The following is a 16,635-nucleotide window of genomic DNA, read 5'->3' on the forward strand; positions in this document are numbered from 1 at the left end:
CTAGTAAACTCCCTCCTCGCCGAACCTCTTGGCCAAATGATTCACCGTCATGACAAGAACGAAAGCGACAACGGATTTAAAAAGGCCTACTGCGGTCGTAAAGCTGTACTCGCCTTGCTGAATGCCGTTGCGGTACACATAAGTGTCAAAGACGTCGGACACGCTAATATTTACCGAATTTTGGATCAACAATATTTGCTCAAAGCCTACATCCATGACCGAACCCAAGCGCAGCACAAACAAAATGACCGCAATGGAACGCAAGCTCGGCAAAGTAATATGCCACATTTGTCTCCAGCGTCCTGCGCCATCAACGTAGGCAGCCTCATAAAGCCCCGGGTCCACTGAGGCCAATGCGGCAAGAAACACAATCGCGCTCCATCCCATTTCCTTCCATATATTTTGGAATAAGAACAGCCCTCGGAAGTAAGCGGGATCTGTCAACAGCTCGAATCGCGGAAATCCGTACTGCACCAAAAGCTTGTTAATCCCGCCGTCCTGTGTGGCAAATAATACAACGGTGATGCCGGCCACTACGACCCACGAAACAAAGTGGGGAATATAGATGGTCGTTTGCACGATTTTCTTAACCCACGGCAATCTAACTTCGTTCAATAACAACGCGATTATGATGGGCACCGGGAAAAAGAAAAGTAAATTAATTCCGCTTAACACAAACGTATTGCGCAGCAATATCCAGAAATCATGGTCGGCGAATAGCTTGCGAAAATTGTCCAAGCCGACCCAAGGGCTGCTGGCAAATCCGCCGATCGGGTCGTAGTCCTTGAAAGCAAGGACTAGACCCCCCATCGGAATATAACGAAACAGGATAAAGAATAACAAACCGGGCAAAATCATCAAATATAACGGCACGCTGCGACTTCCAAGTTTCATCATGGGGATCGTTCAACTCCAGTAATTAGTTATTGAAGCTTTTGGTACTCGGCATTGATATCCTTCGTGATTTGGTCCCCGCCATTTTTCAACCATTCTTCCGCCGCCTGATCGACCGTATCCACAGGAGCTTGCCCCATAATAATTTTAATCATGCTCGCGAGCCATTTCTGGTCCAGATTTGGCGCAAGCTTGGTTTGAACGTCCGATACAACCGCAGCCGCCGCATTCGGCCATTTGTATTTTGCGTTATTGTCGCCAAAGGCTTGAAGCTGTTTGGCCAGATTTCCGTCATCCCACTTATGAATTTGCACTAACGGATCAAATCGGCGCATGAACCATGTAGAAAGCAGAAACGGACGATCTTTGTCATAAGCTTCCAATTTGACGAACTTGCCGTTATCCGATTTGTAATGCACATTTTCAACGCCGTTCTTGATCAGGTCATACCCTTCGTCGGACAGCATATAATCCAGCATTTTCAAAATGCGCTGCTGCTTGTCTTTGTCGATGGAATTGTTGATCACAATCTTAGATGTCATCGACAAGGTGGAGGTTCCTTGTTTCCCATCCGGGCCTTTCGGCGGAAGAAGCTGGCTCACTACTGCGCTTGACTGCGCTTTTTTCAAAGTAGGCAAGCGGTTTTGAAGAAACTCCACCGGGACGACTTCAGCAATCCCTACTTTGCCGGATGTGAACTTGTCCGCTTGATCGTTCGTTTTATTGGTGGCGAAATCTTTGTCCAGAGCTCCTTCTTGATAAAGCTTGTTCATAAAGGTAACAAATTGTTTCAGTTCCTTGGTTTGCGTCTTAAAGTTGACCAACTGATCGCCGGATTTGCTCCACTCGTTGCCCAGGCCGAATGCCGCCATGATCGGAGAAATGCCGTAAAATTTATTGTTTTGGATGCCGAACGAGAACCCGCTCGTATCTTGTTGGCCATTGCCATCCGGGTCTTGCGCAGCGAACGCCTTGGCCACTTGCGCGAATTCGTCCACTGTTGTCGGCATTTTCAATCCAAGCTTGTCCAGCCAATCTTGCCGGATAATAAACGAATCCCGCGTATCCTGAATATAGTAAGGAATGCCGAAGTATTTCCCCTTCGGATTTTCGATTTGCAATCCCTCTTCCGGTATTTGTTTGCTCAGGTTCGGATATTGGTTCAAGTACGGCTTGACATCCATAAACACATTTTTATCCCGCCATTTGACAAACTCGTTTTGCTGAACCCAGAACACATCGGGAAAACTGTTGGAAGCCGCCATAACGTTTTCCTTTTGAGCCAATGTGTCGAAAGGAACCCACTGAATTTGCAGGTCGATATTTAATTTTTCATTCAGCTTCTGCACCACCGGGCTATTGTCCGCCCATCCCCCTCCGGAAAAGCTTGACGTCATTAAAGTGACGGTCATTTTCTTATCGGTCGAACCGCTGCCGGTTCCATCCGGCTTTTGTGTATCGCTTGCTTTCCCGCATCCGGTAGTACTGACGATAATCAAAGAAGATACGGCTAATGCGGCAAGTTTTTTCACTTTTTTTCCCCCTCGGATATATGGATGTGATAAATCTCACACTACTTACTATAACAGTTCTCGGCTAGTATTTACGTTACCCTATTTTTTTGTTTATTGACTTATTTTTTTCTCACACGACGATTGAGATCGGTCCATGCGTTCGGGCCTTCGAAAATAGGGTATGCAAACGAAAGTCGAGCGGATAAAATGAATATAGATTCGGTCAATCGGGACGTACCGACTCTTCTTAAAGTTCGATCAGCAAATGAGGTGCTCCTATGTATCAGGTGCTTGTTGCGGAAGATGAATTCTGGATCCGGAATCAGGTCATTGAATTGATTGAAAGAATCGAAGGATTTAAAGTTATCGGTGAAGCAAGAGACGGCGAAGAAGCGTGGAAGTTGATGAATGAATTGTGGCCGGACGTGCTGATCACCGACATTATGATGCCGGAGATGGATGGGCTGGCACTGCTGCAAAGAGTGTATGAATATCAAGTGTCTGTCGTGCCGATCATTATTAGCGGGTATGATAATTTTTCCTATGCGCAAGAGGCGATGAGATATGGGGTTGCCGAGTATGTCCTTAAGCCGATTTCAGAAGAGAAAATAAAGAAAGCCCTTACACATTCCGTGGAATTTATGCAGCGCTCTCACCGTCACCGGGAACATTGGCTGCTCATCCATGAATTTATTCATAAGCTGGATTCCTTTGACCGGCCAAAAGCTTGGCGTGAATTATCCGAGCTGATTAAATCCGTCTTAACCGTCAAACATGCGGCACATGGCGAGAAAATGGGCATGCTGCGTATCTTGTCGGACAAGCTGTATGAACAGACCGGCCATACGGGGGAGCGAGCGGAATGGGCCTCCATCAACGGACAAGACAAGGAAGCGATTCTTAAATACTTTTATTCCTTATTGGAAAATTGGTTTCGGCATCTTGAAACCGCTCCCAGCCAAAATCCAAATCTGGTTATGAAAAGAGTTCAAGAATATGTGCAAAAAAATTATATGAAAGAAATTACACTGTCGCAAATTGCCGAAATCGCTGATTTAAGCGTCTCCCGGTTTTGCGTCATTTTCAAAAAAAATACCGGCGATTCCTTCGTCAACTATTTGAACCAATACCGGATCGATAAGGCGAAGCAGCTGCTGCTTGAGAAGGATTTGAAAATCTACGAAGTCGCCGATATGGTGGGCTTTTCGACGCTGCCTTACTTCAACCGGTTGTTTAAGACGGTAACGGGGCTTTCGCCCAACGAGTATAAGAGGAGCCTGGGAGTATGAGACAGGGCTTCTTTCGTAATTCTTCCATAGCTGTAAAAATGTATACCCTTTTCATGTGCCTTTCCATCCTGGTCGTCCTGCTGATGGCCAGTTTTTCTTACTTATTTTATAACAAAGCGGTTAAGCAGGATTTCAAAACCATCACTGGAGAGGCCTCCGAACGTCTTAGCTATCACCTTGAATTTTATTTAAAGCAAATGGCCCAATCGACGAGAACCTTGATCACTACACAGTTGGTTCAGAAGTGGCTGGAAAGCGGCGCCCCACTAACTCCGCAAGAAGTTACGGATTTGCAGAAGGAAATGGAAGTCTATATCTCTTTTAACTATCCGGAGATCGTCAATCTGTACTTGGTTTCTTCCGATAAGCGTATCATTGCCCTCAATAAAGGTGAAACGATGTACGCCAATAAACCTTGGTACTTGGAAACGCCGACGGCGCAAACCAAAACATTGCCAACGTACAGAAATTCGACGAATAATCTGCCGGTTATGAGCATGCTGATTCCCGTGTACAGTTCTCAAAATGTTTCTTTAATAGGGAACCTGGTCATTGAATTTTCCCTTGCCGAAATTAACGCCACGTTCCAAAAGTCCAATCTGGGCAAGAGCGGGTTTTTCTTTTTGCTGTCGCCGGAAGGGAATGTGATCTATTATCCGGATGAAAGATGGGTAGGGAAGGCCCGAAGCGATACGGGCCTCAACACGCTGTCTCTGCAATTGGACGGGCAATCGAGCATCCAGGAATGGAACGGCAAAAAATCCTTGGTGGATGTTACAAAATCCGGGCAAACAGGATGGAACATCGTGGCCATTGTCCCCTATCAAGAAATCGCGAGCGGATTGAATACGGCCATCAAATCTTCACTGATCACGGTCGTTATCATCATTCTCTGTCTCGTGGCGGTCATTCCGCTAGTGTTGAAAAGTTTTGTCGGACCGGTAAAAAAAATGAAATCCGCCATGGAGGCGGTGGCCAGAGGCGGTTTGAATGTTCGAGTTGAGCTAAACTCCGAAATCAACGAATTTCAAATTCTGAGCTACAGCTTCAATAAGATGGTGGAACAATTGAACGATTCGTTAAGAATGGTAGCCGAACTGGAAATGAAAGAGATGAAGCTGCAATTGCATCAACAGGAAGCCGCCATTCAAGCGCTGCAAAATCAGATTAATCCGCACCTTCTCTACAATACGCTCGGCATTATCAGCGGCATTGCGTGTTTGGAAAATAATCCGTTAACGGAAAAGCTTGCGCAAAATTTAGCCGATGTATACCGTTACGCGGCCAGTTTCGCCAATATGGAAGTCACGCTGAAAGACGAGCTCTCGATTCTTATGAAATACTTGGAAATTATTCACATTCGATTCCCCAAAAGCTTTGAAAGCAAAGTTGTCATCAATGAAAAATTTTTGGATTCCCGAATCATGAAGCTGACTCTGCAGCCCATCGTAGAGAATGCCGTGAAATACGGAATCGAGCCTCGCGGAGGGAACGGAGCTATCATCGTAACCGCCTACGCCGAGGAGCAAGACCTTATCATCGAAATTGCGGACAACGGACCCGGAATCGACGAACATAAGCAAAAAAGCTTCGAGCACGCATTGAAGTCCGGAAATGCACATGACGAAGCAAGTCAGCACGAATCGCTGGGCCTGCCCAATGTCCAAAAGCGCATACAGCTAAAATATGGCCCCGCTTACGGAGTTTCGATTCATTCCTTTCCGGGCAGAGGCACTGTAATCGGAATCCGAATCCCCAGAGCGGCCAAATGATAAGCCGATTATCTTGGTTGATGTTCTAATATTGTTTGCTTCTGTGCGATATTTGACGTTTTTAGGGAGGAAAATAAATGAAGCGGCTGTTCATTTATTACCGGTTAATCGTTCCCGGGAATCCGCTTCATTCCCTTCCAAACGTTTTAAAAACGTTGCTCTCCAGTTTACCGACAGCTCTTCCACTTCGAGAATTTTTCTAATACCTGCGATATGATCTTTCTCACGATGCATGATACGGTTCGCATAGGAAACCGTTATTGCTTTGGGATGGCGGGCAATTCTTCTTAAACAGGCGGATGCGGGTACGACTCCTTCTTGCAAAACGCGAAAATAAAAGCCTGTATAACCGGTTTCCTGCACTTTTAGCGGCATATCGGGCAAGTTGTATGTTACGGACAATTTATAACAAGGCTGCCGTGGTTGACTGACCTGCACGATCGATTCGCCCAGCTCAAATATATCGCCGATGCAGACGTCCGCTTCGAGCAATCCCCGGATCGTTAAATTTTCTCCGAATGCGCCGTATTCCAAAGTTCTTTTTAATTCCTTCTCCCAATACGGATAGTGTTCGTAAGGATAGACGCATACGGCCTTCTCCTTGCCGCCATGATGAACCAGATCCGCTTGCCCGTCCCCCTCGAAATTCAGACTCGATAAAAATAGGGATCTGTTCGCAGGCCGTTTGAATATTCCGGTTGAAATTTCTTTATGATTAAAGCTTATCTGTTGGGGTTTACCTATATTGATCGAAAGTATTTCGACATGACTCATTGGAGATCACCGCGCCTTTCCATCTGTGGATTCAAGAACCATTATCAGCCTTATTTCTCAAAACGGAACCAGCCAAAATCGAAATTGGATCCCGGCAGGAAAATAAAAGTTACTTTTTGAACGCCTGTAATCTTTTCCAAGTCGAAAACTTGCTCTTCATACCCGTCGGACTGAGTAAAATCAACAATCCGGTTGCTTTCACCTTCATGGTTCGCGAAGCGGATATGAATCGTATTTTTATCGATAGCCGATTTGCCGAACACAACAAGCCTTGTTGCGCCATCACTGGTAAAATCGAAATGTTCAAATTCCAGGGAAACGTTGTTGCCTATCCCCTCTACACTTGTTCCTGTAATTTCAAATGTATCCCCATAAATGCGGTCGCATTCCGCCGCGTGATTAAGCTCGAAGGCTCTGCTCCCTTGCCGGAAGGAAAATCCTTTAATATGCACCTTCTGACGAAGGACGAAGCAAATCGAAGAAATGCCGCGAAGTCTCTTGGACAGATGATAGGTTTCTTCTTGATACGTATTCCACTTCGTTGGTTTTTGGTAGACGACATCCGCCAAGAGTGAGCTTCCATCCTCCCCCGGCATTCCTTCCCAAATTTGCAGGGGGTACTCTTCGCTCGTTAAAGCAAAAATGGGGATGGTGATCGTGTCGGAACCATAGGGGCCGAAGTCTATTTGATGAAAGCCGACTTGAGTTTCGCCCTCCCTGCTGGTGGCTACACCTCTTTCATTCCCGTTGCCGACATCCCCCTTACTGTAATCGTAAAGGCCTGCGGATATAAAACCATAAGGATCGAGGTAAGCTGTGCCCAGCCCGACAACCGTAAATTCCAATTGCGATATGATCCTGATCTTGTCGCTGCCATTTCTGCTTGTACAGCGAAGACGGAACTCGCCGTCCCCCAGCGCGGTGACCTTTGCTTCGCAGCCGGCCGCATCCACCTTTGCGATATTGGACACAATCCCTGCAGCATCTACCACGCTCCACTCGACTTCCTGATAAGTGGTGTCAGCGGGGTGCAGTTTTGCCCTTACCTTCATTTCTTTGGCCGTTTCATCGAACCTTTGCCCGGAATCGCTAATGATTTCAATCTTGCGAACCGGTATTTCTTCGCCGCTTCCCATGCCCATGACGCACGGCAGCTCATGATTCCGGGTATTCGCGGAAATACCCGCAACTGTCCGAGCCTCAACCGGGAGAGACTCGAATTCCGCTGTCCGGCTGTTCATTCCTGCCGAAGATACTTTGATCTGAATGTTTCCGGGCGTAAGCGTCGATCCGATAATAGCCATCAACTTACCGCTGAACAACCTTCTGCTCAATCCTTTATACGGATCGTAATCCGTACTGTCCCCGTTGTCCAAACCAAGCAGCCGGCCTGCCCCAGTCACTTCAACATGCACTTGATTATTCGCATTTTCTACGGTATGCCCGTTCTCATCTTCCATTGTAATTTCTACGAAAATAAGATCTGTGCCATCGGCCAGAAGCCGTTCTTTATCCGCGGCCAAACGGATCTTCTTCGCATCGCCAAACGATTTTTGGCTGTCGGCAGCAAGAATACGGCCAGCTTCATCATAGGCTATTGCAGTTAATTCGCCGTCTTGATAAGGAATCTTCCACCAGCCGACAAGCTGCGTACCGTGTTGATGATCGATATCATGCGTTCCTACCCGAACGCCATTCAGCTGCAATTCGATTCTGGGCGCATTCGAGCAGACGCGAACGTCAATCATCTGGCCGTCATTAAAATCCCAATACGGAAAAATATGCACCATCGGCTTAGTCTTATAATCCGTCCATGCCGCCTGATAGATGTAATAGGAATCTTTCTTAAATGTAGCCGTATCGATCTGTCCAAAATAGGAGTTCTTCGTATGATACGGAGTCGGTTCACCGATATAATCAAATCCGGTCCAAATAAATTGACCAAGAGAGAACGGCGTATCCCTTTCTGCGATAATGCATGCTTCCGCCGATTTGGCCCCCCAGCTCGTCGGACTATTTCCAAGTGCGGAGCATTGTTCGTCGTCATCGGCAAGAATGGATCTTTCGAACGGGAAACGATAGATGCCGCGGCTTTGCACGACAGATGATGTCTCACTGCCATAAATAATCCAGTCTTCATGCTCCTCATGATGCTTATGATAATATTTTTCCGCATAATTGTATCCTGCAACTTTAACGATATCAGCGCATTTTTGAGCATTTTCCCAAGGCATATAATTCGAGCCGATCGTGACCCTCGCGTTCCCTTTCGGGTCATAAATCCCGACCTCGTCCATTAGCATCCTGGTTATTTCTTGCCCTCTCTCATCCGCATAAGTATCGTAAATCTCATTTCCAATACTCCACATCAGCAGGCTCGGATGATTCCGGTCCCGCATCACCCAGCTCTTCACATCGGCAGAAGCCCAGTCCTTAAAAAATCTTGAGTAGTCAAACTTGGTTTTAGGTCTTTCCCATATATCAAAAGCTTCCGAGACGACAAGTATTCCCATCTCATCCGTCAAATCCATCAATTCCGGGGCCGGCATATTATGGGTCGTCCGTATGGCGTTGACACCCATTTCTTTCAAAATATCAAGCCTTCTTTTCATCGCCGTTTTGTTAAACGCCGTCCCTAAGGCACCTAAATCGTGATGTTCGCAAACTCCGTTCAGCTTCATCTTTTTACCGTTCAGATGAAGTCCTTGGCTGGGGGACATCTCAATGCTTCGAAACCCGATATTGTGGGATATGTTTTCAATTTCACTATTCGATGCTGTCAGCTCTAATCTGGTAATCAGCCGATAGAGATTGGGTTCATCCGTGCTCCATAGCAAAGGATTCTCAACAAACAGACTTAGTCGGCTCATTGTTCGAATATCGTTTCCTGCATCGACCTTCTCTGATACGGCAGCAATCATTTGATCCTTGTACAGGATTGTGTGCGAAATTTGCACAGCTTCATGCACGCACATTTCGGTATCGACTTCGACCTGCCAGCCGTCGTCCGTCTTTTTCGTCGTTATGTAAACGCCATCCGTTGCAATATGATTGTTATCTCTTGTTTTGAGCCATACATTGCGGTAGATGCCCGCCCCCGAATACCATCTGCTGCTCGGGCTTTGGTGCACGACTTTTACGATAATTTCATTCGCCCCTTCGACGACGGCAGCTGTGATGTCATGTTCGAATGAGGAGTACCCGTATTTCCATTCTCCTGCAAACCACCCGTTCACATAGACGGAAGAATCCATATAAACACCGTCAAAGCATAGCAAAAGCTGCCTATCTTCTTTGGCGCAAATAAATGTCTTGCGATACCAGCCAATACTGTTTTCATAAAGATTAAGCGTATCATAGATAAGCCAATCATGGGGAATATCGATGGGCTCGAACGTTAGACCGGCACAATCCGTCGCTTCCAAGCCGCTTTTTGCAAATTCCCATCCATCGTTAAAAAGTATTTTCTTATTCATAACCTGCTGCCGTCCTCTCCCACCATTCCCATTATTAGACTCACTCGATTTCCCCCACCTTACACAATCTGGAAAATAGGACGTTCTTTGATATAGTGAACGGGAATATCCGGATACATGCTTGTCAGCTTGTCGGCCAGAAGCTTCATCCCCGGCTCTTCACTTTCAGCATGACCGAGGACGATCAACGCCTTGCGTCTTCCTTGATAGACCGCATCCCTCACATACTCGGGCGTTTCCCATTCCGGCCCTTCCCCGTATAAAATAAGATCCAGAGACTCTTTGTAAAATAAAGGAAGCGTATGCTGACCTCCGCCTCGGTATCCCGCAAGCAAGCCGATCCTCGAACAATTCATCCCGAGGTCGCCTTGCGTTCTTACAAAAGCAATTCCTAGCTTTTTCTTCACATATTCCGCGATTGCGCCTGCCGTATCTGCGGGAATATGCAGAACGGAGGCCGCAGCATCATGCTTCCGAATGTACGGGGTCCAATCGAGCGCCTGAATCAAGCCCTCCATGACACCATCCGGCGTATAGCGATGCCAGTAATCGTGGAACCGGAATAGCGCGATGCCCGAGGATTCCAAAATCTTCCTTTTCTCCTCGTACACCGGGTCTTCCTTATGAGCTGCGCTATCATGATGCGAGAAGAACGGCCCTTCGTGAGCAATAATCAAATTCGCTCCCCGCCGTATCGCTTGCTCGATGACCAATTGCGTAGGCATGAAGGCGGTCACAATCCCCGTCACCTCTGTGTCGGGATGGCCGAACTTCAGCGTATCGACGGTTTGCTCAAGCTTGCCGACCGGAGCTATTAACGCGTCGATAACCGTTTTTATTTTTACACTCATCGTCTGCCCTCAAGTCATTCATGTCCGTGCCGCTTCCAGGCACATCAGCCTTTCAATGCACCGACCATGACTCCTTTCACAAAGTATTTTTGCAGAAACGGATACAACAATAAGATCGGAGCCGTCGTAACGATAATCGCCGCATACTTGAGCGTCTCGGCAACGCTCTGACTCTGCATCAGTGTTGTCGTCCCGATCATATTCGCATTGTCGTTCTCCAATAAAATGTTCCTGACCACCAATTGAACGGGAAATAAATGTTGATCGCGCAGGAAGATCATCGCGTTGAACCAGCTGTTCCAATGCCCTACCCCATAGTACAAAATCATAACGGCTATTACAGGCATGGATAGAGGGATGAAAATGCGAAACAAAATGGTGAAATGCCCCGCTCCATCCAAGAAGGCCGATTCTTCAAGTTCCTTGGGAATAGCCAGAAAATACGTTCGCATAATGATTAAATTAAAAGTACTGATGGCTGACGGAAGAATTAACGCCCATAACGTATTCGTAAGTCCGTAGGACTTCACGATCAAATAGAAAGGAATAAGTCCGCCCTGAAAAAACATCGTGAATACGATGAAGAACATAATGGGCCTGCTTAATAACACATCGTCCCTCGAAAGAAAATAAGCGCCGAGCGACGTTAATGTCAGATTGATCGCCACGCCAACGAACAGGACGAAGAACGTATTTTTAAAAGCTTGAAGAAAGGTGGCATTGCTAAAAACGGCTTTGTAGCCATCCAGCGAAAATCCTTGCGGCCAGAGCAAAATGCCGTCGAACGAGATCAGCCTGCTGCCATCGCTTAAAGACGAGAACAAAATATACAGCAAAGGGTATAATGTCGCTAAAATCAATATTACCATAATTAAACAGTTGGCTGCATCAAATATCCGTTCTCCGAATGTCGGTCGGTTCATCGCGGGTCCCCCTCCTTACCATAAACTGTTCTGACTGACCCGCTTGCTGAACTGATTGGCCATCAGAAGAATGATGAAATTGATCACGGAATTGAATAACCCTACCGCAGTGCTGTATCCATAGTTAAATTCCAAAATCCCCTTGCGGTACACGAAAGTGGAAATGACATCCGCGGTTTCGTAAATGCTTGCGCTGTATAAAAGAATGATCTTCTCAAAGCCGACGTTCATCAAGTTGCCCAGCGCCAGAATGAGCATGATCATGACGGTAGGCAGGATGCCCGGCAGCGTAATATGCCAGATTTGGCGGAACTTCGTGGCGCCGTCGATCTTGGCGGCTTCATACTGCTGCTGATCAATGCCGGATATCGCGGCGAGATAGATGATCGTTCCCCAGCCTATCTGCTGCCAGATCTCACTGATCACATAGATGGACCGGAACGACTCCGGCTGCTGCAGGAACGATGCCCGCTCCCCTCCAAAGAAGGCGATCACATCATTGATCAAACCATCCGACAGGGTAAAATACCGGATAATGCCGGCGACCACTACCAGCGTAATGAAATGCGGCATGTACGTAATCGTTTGCGTAATGCGGCGGAACAGCGGACTCTTTAATTCATTCAACAGCAAAGCAAGAATAATAGGCGCCGGAAATCCGAAAAGCAGATTGCTCATGCTGAGCAAGATCGTATTTTTGATCACACGAAAAAAATAAATGCTGGAAAAGAATTCTTTAAAATGCTTAAAGCCCACCCACTCGCTTCCAAGTATCCCCTTGGCGGGCACAAACTGCTTAAAGGCGATGATCGCGCCATACATCGGCGCATAATGAAAGGCAATGTAGTAGACGATGACAGGGATCATCATGACGTACAGCCACTTGTTGCGTATGAAATCTTTCCTTAATAAGCTGGTCATTGCTCCACCTTCCTTTTGCACAGTCCCAAATCCGCTCAGAACAAAGGACCGCTGCTTGCGTCTAGCGAGCGGCGGACCCCAGCCTCGGCTTTCATTACCGCTTTAAATATCTTTCATACGCATCCTGTTGAATCTTCAGCGCGCGTTCGATACCCAAACTCTTCATTTGCTGAACGTATTTATCATAGTTGTCGACCGGCTCGGCGCCCAAAATAATTTTCAGCTCCGCCTCTTTCACCAGCGCATTAATATCGTTCATGATGCTGGCCATTTCATCCGATTCCGCCGCAGTCGGCGTCACCGGCGGCAGCAAATGGCTCGCGTGATTCGTATTTTTCCAGATATCAATCGCATCGGTCGTCTGCTTGTACTTCGTCGGCAGGTTGTTATCCTTCTGGATCATCGGGAAGTTCGTGCCATGAGCGTACTGCATCATGACTTGGTCGCTGCCGAGTCCTTTCGGATTTTTAACGACCAGATCCGTATATACAGGCTTTCCGTCCTTCATCTCGTATGTAGTGCCCTCGATGCCGAACGTATTCAGCATGCTGCCTTCCTTGGAGTAAGCATAATCCAGCCAGCGCATCGCTGCTTCAATGTTTTTGGTTTTCGCCGAGATCGCTGCGGAGCTTGTGCCCGCATACGCATTATCAAGCTGGCCGAATTCCGGCTTGGTGCCCTTTACGAGTGTCGGATACGGCGCGGCGACATAGTTTGCCTTCGGGTCGGCGGCTTGCGCGGTCGAATTGTACTTTTCGATATAAAACTGCCAACCGAACGTCGCTCCGCTCACCTGGGACGTCATTTTCTTGTCGACCGTCGCCGCATCGATCGATGCAAAATCTTTATCGATCAAGCCTTCCTTATACCACTTATTCATCGTTCGAAGATATTCCTTATATTCCGGTTCCAAGTAGCCGTAGACGACTTTGCCATTCTTGACATAGTAGTTGCCCATCACTCCATAGGCGCCCGCAAAGCCTCCGGTACGCTCTCCCAAGAACATGGTACGGAAAGTAACCGGCGCCGCAGCGTTCTTTTTCTCCTTAAACGCCTTCAGCACGGTATACCACTCATCGATCGTTTCAGGAACACCCAGCCCCAGCTCATCCAGCCAATCTTTGCGGATAATGGGCCCGCCGTACACGCGACCGGCTTCCGAACGAATAAACGGGAATGCATAATACGTGCCGTTATCCGTTTTGATCATTTTATCGATCTCCGGATTATCCTGCAGCGCTTTCTTCAGGTTGGGCGCGTATTGATCGATGTAATCGTTAAGCTTCAAAATATAACCTTGCTCCACCGCCTTCTCCGGTCCCCCCGGATATTGAAGCCAAGTATTCAGGAATATGTCCGGCAGCTCCCCGGCTGCCAGCAGCAGGCTGAACTTTTGGTCTTTCATCGGTGTGCCGCCTAGATGCTTAATGGCGATTCCGGTACGCTTTTGGTATTCTTCATCAATCTGTACTTTCTCGGGGATGCCGCCAAGCGATTCCGTCATATAAGTTAGTTCGATATTTCCCTGCATCGGATACGTAAAGTTTGCGTTCTTGCCGCTCGTATTTGCCGCCGGCGCCCCTTCATTGCTTTGGCCTCCGGTGCATCCCGCCGCCATCAGCGCGAAACTTGCAATGAGAGCTGCGGAACTAAGGAGCTTGCCTTTGCTTATTGATTTCATGATGAGCCAATCCCCCTGATCATTTGATTTGTGCCTTGATTAACCGCTTTCTCAATGTAATCCAAGCGCCCGATGCCGGCAATGTTCAATTTCGCAACTCGGTTGACGAAATGCAAAAAAAGACGATTGTCAATTTGACTTCTATCGTCTTTTTGGTTAATGCCGGTTTTTGCTGATCATGGCAAACTTTTATATCGGCCCGGCGTTATGCCCTCATACTTTTTGAACACCCGGATAAAGGCGCTGCTGCTGGTAAATCCGACCTTAAGCGCCGTCTCGTCGATCGAGGCCCCTTCATCCAGCAGCAGCTTCGCCTTACTGATTCTGACCTGGCTAATATAGTCATGCAGCCCTTGACCGGCATGCGCCTTAAATACTTTGGACACATATTGGGGAGTGATGCCGAAGTGCGCCCCGATCATGGAGACGCTTAGATTGTCATCGGAGAAGCTGGCTTTCACGTACTCTTCCACCTGACTGCCTATGCCCATATTGCTCATTTGGGACATTTTTGCATGGGCACGCTCACAGACTAGAGATACGATCTCCAGAAGCTCCTGCCTGAATTCGGCGCGAGTGGAGCAGCCCAGCAGACGCTTGACCGGACGCCGCTCTTCCCACATGGCCGATTTGCGCGTATCCAAAGGAATGGTCTTCATCATCGTACTGGCCAAGTCAATCATAGCGCATTTGATCATTTCAATTGAAGATTGATGGCTAAATATACCCTCGATCAGATCGTCCATCAGCTCGATCGCTTTGTGCACATCACCGCTCTTGATCACATTGATCAAGATGATCTCATCATTCATGGAATAATAATAATCCGTGTCCTCTTGTTTAATATCCCCGTACCAGATAACCCCGTCCTCATGAAGCAGCAAGCTGTATTCCCGAGCTTCAAGCGCCTGAAGGAAACCTTGATGGATTCCTTTGAGCCCGTTTTGCAATTCGCTCCCTGCGACAACGAAGGACAGACGGTAACGCTGCTCGATGAACTCAAGCGCCTCCGAGAGCGCTGCCTCGACATCCTCTTTCCAACATCCTGCATGCTCCGGATTCACATTCACAATGGCTCCCAACATACCGTCCAAATCCGCAAAATGGATGCCGTGCCGGGGCCGAATCAGATCCATCACAATATTGGAGACAATAAAATGCGACAATTCCAATGACATTCTCTTGCCAACTTGGCCCAACTCCATATGAAACAACAGTACGGAAAACTGCGCCGACGTCCATTGCAGACGGTAAATTCCCGCCGCTTCTTCTATGGACAGCGATTCTTCCGCATGCCCCTTTAACAGTCGCGACAAATAGTAGCCCTGAAGCACTCGAACTTGCTGGTACTGCTGATTGTTCATATCGTCCCGCTCCCGCAAAGTCGCCAGCACGCTCTCGCGGATAAAGGCATACTCGTCCTTACCGTCCCCCTCGCTCACCTTCTTGAAGCGTGAAAATACATGGACCAGCTCGCGGACGGGACCATAATTTTTCCGGGCAAAATAGGAAATCACTCCGGCTCCGATAAGACAGCAAATCAACAGCCCCAACAGGTTCAGGTTGCGGATTTCTCTGGCACGCTCCCAGAATACATCGGAAGGAAATACGCTTACATACCGCCATGCCGTAGTATCCGAGTCCACAAACGTAACCATGCTGTCGGAGCTGCGCAAAGATTGAAAATACGTTTTCGGCACGGTTTCGCCATTGCGGTTCTGGAACAAAATTTCATCATTTTGATCGATAATAAAAATTCTGCCCCTGTTCACCCAATCCACGTTCTCCAGCAAATGCTGTATATTGTTTCTGTTGATCGGCATCATTAACGTCCCGTCTTGCCTTCTCTCGGCTTTATTCGTTAACGCTTCCATAAAGACGACCGTTTCTCCCGGCTTGTCCGACTCGTTGACCGGCATCAACCGGTATTTCTTGCGGTCAGGTTCCCTTACGCCAGCCAGCCAATTGTCATAGGTCAATTGCGGGGACCGGTGGTTCACATCGTAGAACAACTTGGCTTCCGCATACGTTTCGTTCGTCAACACCTTATCCAGCTTGACCGAATAAATGTAAATTCCGTTAATGAAATCGTTAATGGATTTGTATTTGCTGAGTTCCTGTCCGGTTTTGTAGATTTGAAAAGCATGCTCAGGCTCCGCATCGTCATCGAGCTCCAGATATTTTTTGATATCCGGATGAATCGAGAGCTGAGCGGCCAGCTTCTCCGTTTGTTTCAGCTCATTATCAACAATAAATTTAACTTGATTCAGCATCGCATTGCTGGCCCGGCGAATTTCATATTCGACAATTTGTTTCGTTTGCAAATAGACGACCGCACTGACGATCAGAGGAATAATCATAATCACAGCGTAGGAAATGATCCACTTAAACGCTACACTATTGCTGAATTTTAAAAAGGTCCGCATATCCGACGCTCCTCATAATAAACACACAGCTTAGAACCATTTTGTATTTCATTATATCGGATCATGCGGTCGATTCAATGAAACCATTTTGGAATTGGATCGACAATTTCGCAA

General features: G+C 47.4%; 11 protein-coding genes. 2 read left to right on the top strand and 9 right to left on the bottom strand.

Going from position 1 to position 16,635, the window contains the following annotated elements; genetic code table 11:
- Both AC0LWT_RS10875 and AC0LWT_RS10880 read right to left on the bottom strand, forming a co-directional pair.
- Entirely contained in the window at positions 1–897 is an 897-nt protein-coding gene (locus AC0LWT_RS10875; protein ID WP_474681261.1) for an ABC transporter permease, read from the bottom strand.
- A gap of 26 nt (positions 898–923) precedes the next feature.
- Positions 924–2,426 (bottom strand): extracellular solute-binding protein, encoded by a 1,503-nt coding sequence (locus AC0LWT_RS10880; protein WP_474681262.1) that lies wholly within the window; start codon positions 2,424–2,426, stop codon positions 924–926.
- Between the two features lie 260 nt (positions 2,427–2,686).
- Between AC0LWT_RS10880 and AC0LWT_RS10885 the strand changes: the two genes are divergently transcribed.
- The gene (locus AC0LWT_RS10885; RefSeq protein ID WP_474681263.1) at positions 2,687–3,697 is read left to right on the top strand and encodes a response regulator transcription factor; all 1,011 of its coding nucleotides are present in this window, start codon (positions 2,687–2,689) and stop codon (positions 3,695–3,697) included.
- The gene (locus tag AC0LWT_RS10890) at positions 3,694–5,469 is read left to right on the top strand and encodes a sensor histidine kinase (RefSeq protein WP_474681264.1); all 1,776 of its coding nucleotides are present in this window, start codon (positions 3,694–3,696) and stop codon (positions 5,467–5,469) included. The genes AC0LWT_RS10885 and AC0LWT_RS10890 overlap by 4 nt, the downstream gene beginning before the upstream one ends.
- A gap of 90 nt (positions 5,470–5,559) precedes the next feature.
- Here AC0LWT_RS10890 and AC0LWT_RS10895 read toward each other — a convergent pair whose 3' ends face one another.
- From AC0LWT_RS10895 to AC0LWT_RS10925, 7 genes are all read right to left on the bottom strand, one after another.
- Positions 5,560–6,243 carry an MOSC domain-containing protein gene (locus AC0LWT_RS10895; protein WP_474681265.1) on the bottom strand — a complete coding sequence of 228 codons (684 nt, stop codon included), beginning with the start codon at positions 6,241–6,243 and terminating at the stop codon, positions 5,560–5,562.
- Between the two features lie 50 nt (positions 6,244–6,293).
- Positions 6,294–9,719, bottom strand: a complete 3,426-nt coding sequence (locus AC0LWT_RS10900; protein ID WP_474681266.1) for a glycoside hydrolase family 2 TIM barrel-domain containing protein — start codon at positions 9,717–9,719, stop codon at positions 6,294–6,296.
- Positions 9,720–9,778: 59 nt separating this feature from the next.
- Positions 9,779–10,570, bottom strand: a complete 792-nt coding sequence (locus AC0LWT_RS10905; RefSeq protein ID WP_474681267.1) for a Nif3-like dinuclear metal center hexameric protein — start codon at positions 10,568–10,570, stop codon at positions 9,779–9,781.
- A 44-nt stretch (positions 10,571–10,614) separates the two neighbouring features.
- Entirely contained in the window at positions 10,615–11,493 is an 879-nt protein-coding gene (locus tag AC0LWT_RS10910) for a carbohydrate ABC transporter permease (RefSeq protein ID WP_474681268.1), read from the bottom strand.
- Positions 11,494–11,508: 15 nt separating this feature from the next.
- Entirely contained in the window at positions 11,509–12,414 is a 906-nt protein-coding gene (locus tag AC0LWT_RS10915; protein WP_474681269.1) for an ABC transporter permease, read from the bottom strand.
- A gap of 94 nt (positions 12,415–12,508) precedes the next feature.
- Positions 12,509–14,095, bottom strand: coding sequence for an extracellular solute-binding protein (locus tag AC0LWT_RS10920; RefSeq protein WP_474681270.1), 1,587 nt, complete (start codon positions 14,093–14,095; stop codon positions 12,509–12,511).
- A 176-nt stretch (positions 14,096–14,271) separates the two neighbouring features.
- Positions 14,272–16,521 carry an AraC family transcriptional regulator gene (locus AC0LWT_RS10925; protein WP_474681271.1) on the bottom strand — a complete coding sequence of 750 codons (2,250 nt, stop codon included), beginning with the start codon at positions 16,519–16,521 and terminating at the stop codon, positions 14,272–14,274.
- Positions 16,522–16,635: the final 114 nt, after the last annotated feature.

Source organism: Paenibacillus sp. sgz302164, assembly GCF_056120505.1.

Bases quoted from the DNA above. Each gene is read 5' to 3' on its own strand.
- AC0LWT_RS10905 (WP_474681267.1), bottom strand. From the start codon at position 10,570: ATGAGTGTAAAAATAAAAACGGTTATCGACGCGTTAATAGCTCCGGTC.
- AC0LWT_RS10925 (WP_474681271.1), bottom strand. From the start codon at position 16,521: ATGCGGACCTTTTTAAAATTCAGCAATAGTGTAGCGTTTAAGTGGATC.
- AC0LWT_RS10895 (WP_474681265.1), bottom strand. From the start codon at position 6,243: ATGAGTCATGTCGAAATACTTTCGATCAATATAGGTAAACCCCAACAG.
- AC0LWT_RS10915 (WP_474681269.1), bottom strand. From the start codon at position 12,414: ATGACCAGCTTATTAAGGAAAGATTTCATACGCAACAAGTGGCTGTAC.
- AC0LWT_RS10900 (WP_474681266.1), bottom strand. From the start codon at position 9,719: ATGAATAAGAAAATACTTTTTAACGATGGATGGGAATTTGCAAAAAGC.
- AC0LWT_RS10890 (WP_474681264.1), top strand. From the start codon at position 3,694: ATGAGACAGGGCTTCTTTCGTAATTCTTCCATAGCTGTAAAAATGTAT.
- AC0LWT_RS10875 (WP_474681261.1), bottom strand. From the start codon at position 897: ATGATGAAACTTGGAAGTCGCAGCGTGCCGTTATATTTGATGATTTTG.
- AC0LWT_RS10910 (WP_474681268.1), bottom strand. From the start codon at position 11,493: ATGAACCGACCGACATTCGGAGAACGGATATTTGATGCAGCCAACTGT.
- AC0LWT_RS10885 (WP_474681263.1), top strand. From the start codon at position 2,687: ATGTATCAGGTGCTTGTTGCGGAAGATGAATTCTGGATCCGGAATCAG.
- AC0LWT_RS10920 (WP_474681270.1), bottom strand. From the start codon at position 14,095: ATGAAATCAATAAGCAAAGGCAAGCTCCTTAGTTCCGCAGCTCTCATT.